Origin of the sequence: Vibrio sp. Vb1980 (assembly GCF_033338615.1) — a bacterium.
Classification (GTDB): domain Bacteria; phylum Pseudomonadota; class Gammaproteobacteria; order Enterobacterales; family Vibrionaceae; genus Vibrio; species Vibrio alginolyticus.
In genome coordinates, this window is sequence record NZ_JAWOSZ010000066.1 from 1 (window position 1) to 833 (window position 833).

Consider the following 833-nt stretch of genomic DNA (forward strand, 5'->3'; position numbering starts at 1 on the left):
GCGTCACCATGGAAGTTCTCAGCCGGTGTGAAGACCAGTTTGCCATCAACGATCTCAACTGTGCCTTGTGTTTCAGGTACGGAAGCCGATTCAATCGACAGCTTATCACCATCAATATCGGTGTCGTTTGGCAGGACATCAATCGTCACTGGCGTGTCTTCGTCAGTAACGGCATTGTCATTGGTCGCCACTGGCGCATCGTTCACTGGCGTCACATCGACGTTCACCGTGGTGGACTCTGACACCCCACCTGACGTAACGATGTAGGTGAAGCTGTCTGTGCCGTGGAAGTTGTCGTTTGGCGTGTAAGTGACGCTGCCGTCCAGGTTGACCGAGACCGTGCCGTTGGCTGGACCGTGATTGGTATCCAGCGAAACCACTTTGTCGTCGCCTTCGAACGTGTCGTTACCTAAAACCTTAATGATGGTTGGTGTGTCTTCCACAACCGTCGCGCGGTCAGATTCAATATCTGCCACAGGCGCAACTGTGAAGTTCACCGTTTGGCTAACGCTTTCGCTGCTTGGATCGGTGGCGGTAAAGGTTAGGGTTTCTGAGCCGTTCCAGTCTGCGGTTGGAGTGAACGTAGCAATGCCATTGACGATCGCCACTTGAATGTTGCTGTTGCCGGAGACACTGAAGGTCAGATCGCCATCCACGTTATCTACATCGCTGAAAGCAGTATTTAGATCGATGCTGTATGGGGTGAAATCTTCCGCCAAGGTTTGGTCTGCAATGCTGCTTTCAACCACAGGCGTGTCGTTCACCGCATTCACGGTGACGTTGACCGTCGCTTGGTCGGTCAGTGCACCATCGGTGATGGTGTAAGTGATTTC

At 52.8% G+C, this 833-nt stretch carries 1 protein-coding gene; it reads right to left on the reverse strand.

What is annotated here, in order from left to right; translation table 11 throughout:
• The coding region (locus tag R7F64_RS23810; protein WP_318072140.1) for a tandem-95 repeat protein at positions 1-833 on the reverse strand (833 nt) is incomplete at both ends.